The 2,550-nt window shown below is 66.8% G+C and carries 2 protein-coding genes; both read right to left on the reverse strand.

Annotated elements, in window-relative coordinates:
• A partial coding sequence (locus AC1VTH_RS07810; protein WP_481335584.1) for a GNAT family N-acetyltransferase occupies window positions 1–2,131 on the reverse strand: 2,131 nt, incomplete at its 3' end.
• Window positions 2,132–2,176: 45 nt separating this feature from the next.
• On the reverse strand, window positions 2,177–2,542 hold the full coding sequence (locus AC1VTH_RS07815) for a GspH/FimT family pseudopilin (RefSeq protein ID WP_481335586.1): 366 nt from the start codon (window positions 2,540–2,542) through the stop codon (window positions 2,177–2,179).
• Window positions 2,543–2,550 lie beyond the last annotated feature (8 nt).

Raw genomic sequence — 2,550 nt, forward strand, 5'->3', positions numbered from 1 at the left:
CGACCTTGCCTGCGGCAATGAGCCCATCAACCTCGGCGGCGAGGGCTGGGTCGAGTACGTAGCGCTTGGCGAGGCTCAGCGGAACGAGGGTGTAGAGGACCGTCTCGTCGGCCTTGAGCAGGCGCTTGCCCTTGCCGTCGACCACATCGGTCACGAGCGCGCGCATGGGGTTGACGCCCGCGGCGCAGACGTAATAGGAGTTGCGGCCCATGCGGGGGTTGACCTCGATGAAAAGGGTGCGGCCCGTCTTCTTGTCGCGCTTGATGTCGAAGTTGGCAAAGCCGCGATAGCCCACGGACTCGAGCAGCTCGGCGGCCTTCTCCCACAGCTCGGGCATGGGGCGCGTGACCATGACGACGGGGTTGCCCAGCATGGAGGGGGCGTGGTCCTCGAGCAGCACCTGGGCCGATCCGGCGAGCTGCGCCTTGCCGTTGGTACCCATGTAGAGCGTGAGGCTGTCCATGTAGGTGTCGTCGCCCTCGATGAGCTCCTGGACGAGGAAGTCGCCATGGAAGCCGTCCTCGCGCAAGGCGTCCCAAAGACGGTCGAGCTCGGCCTGCTCGTGAACGAAGTAGACCTTCTTGAAGCCATGGGCCATGTGCACGGCGTACTCGGATGAGCGAGCGGGCTTGGCCACGAGCGGGAAGGGGATGGCGCTGGGGGCAATCTTGCCGTCGCCCGCGAGGTGGACAACCTCGGTGAGGGGCGTGTCGAGCCCGTGCCCGCGGCAGAGCTGGGCAAACGTGATCTTGTCGGAAACCCGGTCGATGACGTCGGCATCGGGGATGGGCGTGACGCAGTTGACCGGGAAGTTGTCGCGGCAGTTCGAGAGGACCTTGATGAGGGCGTCGGTGTTGCCCACGACCACGCAGGTCTTCTCGGCGTTCTTCTCGGCAATCTCGCAGACGACGCGAGTGACCTCTTCCTCGCTCAGGCGCTCGACGGGGTGAACGTCCAGAATCTGCGAGTGGGCAACGGCCGCGATGGGCGACGAGGCGAGCATCTGCGGCTTTACGTGGTAGGCCTCGTGGAACTCGCGGGCGAGGGCGTAGGCGCCGATGTCGCCGCCCAGCACGATGGGCACGAGGTCCTCGCGAGGCTTTGCGGGCTTGGTGGCCGCGGCCTTCTCGGCCTTGCGGTCACGAAGGTCCTTGGCAGCGGTGAGGGCCTTGTAGAACGTCTTGTGCAGAGGGACGTCGCGGTCTGGCGCCACGGTGGTGACCTGCTTGGTGAACTTGGTCTTGAACTCGTTGAGGCCCAGGAGCTTGGGCGAGAAGTCGCTGCCGATGGCCATCATGTCGTAGTCGAGGCAGCCCTTGTTGGCGCCGAGGTCACAGCACTCGAAGTAGACGAGCTTGTCGGTGACGTGCTGACGCATCGTCTCGTTGAGGCTTGCGCCGTAGTAGCGTACGGCGCGCGTGCCGTTGATGGTGACGATTGACCACGTCACGACGCGGCCCTCCTCGTCGCGGCCGGCGAAGACGCGGCAGTGGTCGGGGCCCAGCAGGCGAATCATGTCCTCGTAGTCGCTCTGCGGCGCGGGGTTGAAGCCGTCGCGCTGGGCGGTCTCGACCATGACGGCGTAGTACTCCGAGAAGTCGGAGGCGGCGCGGTCGGTCTCGTCGGCGCAGGTCACGGGGCTCTCGCGCAGGGCCTTGCGCACGTCGCGGCGGCCACGCGGCTTCATGCGGGCGAGAATCTCCTCGTCGCCGCCCGTGACGTCGATCACGACGGTGTTGTCATAGGGGATGCCCGACAGCACGGGCGTGGTGCTCGCCAGCTCGTGCAGGATCGAGACGCGCATGAACTTCTGCTTGCGGTCGCGCCCGCGCACGTGGGCCGCCAGCGCGTCGATCGCGGCTGCCTCGGTGGCCTCGCTGGGCTGCTCGGCCCAGACGGGCGCGTGGTTTGCGCGCAGATAGTGGTAGCCGTGCGTCTCGTAGTCGATGAGGCTGATGAGCGCGAGCGTGCGGCCGTCCTCCTCGAGCGCAACGCAGCCCCAGGGCATGCGGCCCTCGATGGTTGCCTGGTAGGCGGCCCAGATGGCCGTTTGCTCGATGGGCAGGTTGATGCCGAGCTGCTTGGCGCGGGCCTCGAGCTCGTTGTGGGTGATTTCCTTGGCTTCGATCACGGATGCTCCTGTGTCTGACCGTTGGCTTTTGTGCAACCGTATAGTTTACGGGCTCGCACGCAGCGGCGCCGCGGCTTGCAGGCGTTCCCATACAAACGGCGCATGCGCTGCCGCGGCGTGTGGCGGGGCGTACGGCGGCAACGGCGCGTGCGGCGGGGCGGCGAAGGCGCGGCGAGCCATCGGTTGCGCACGTTTGGGACGCGTCGTGTCCGCGCGTCTCGCATCTCCCCATCGGTTGCTCACGTTTGGGGCGCGTCTCCCCATCGGTTTGGCACGTCCGCGGCAAACCGCCATCGGTTTTGCACGTCTGACGGCCTCGAGACGTGCAAAACCGATGGCGCGATAGAATCGTGCGAGCAGAGCAACGAGCGTGCGAGCAGAAGCGGCGCGCGCCGGCGAGGGGAGGGCCACGTGAGCAG

The organism is Parolsenella sp. (assembly GCF_982402205.1).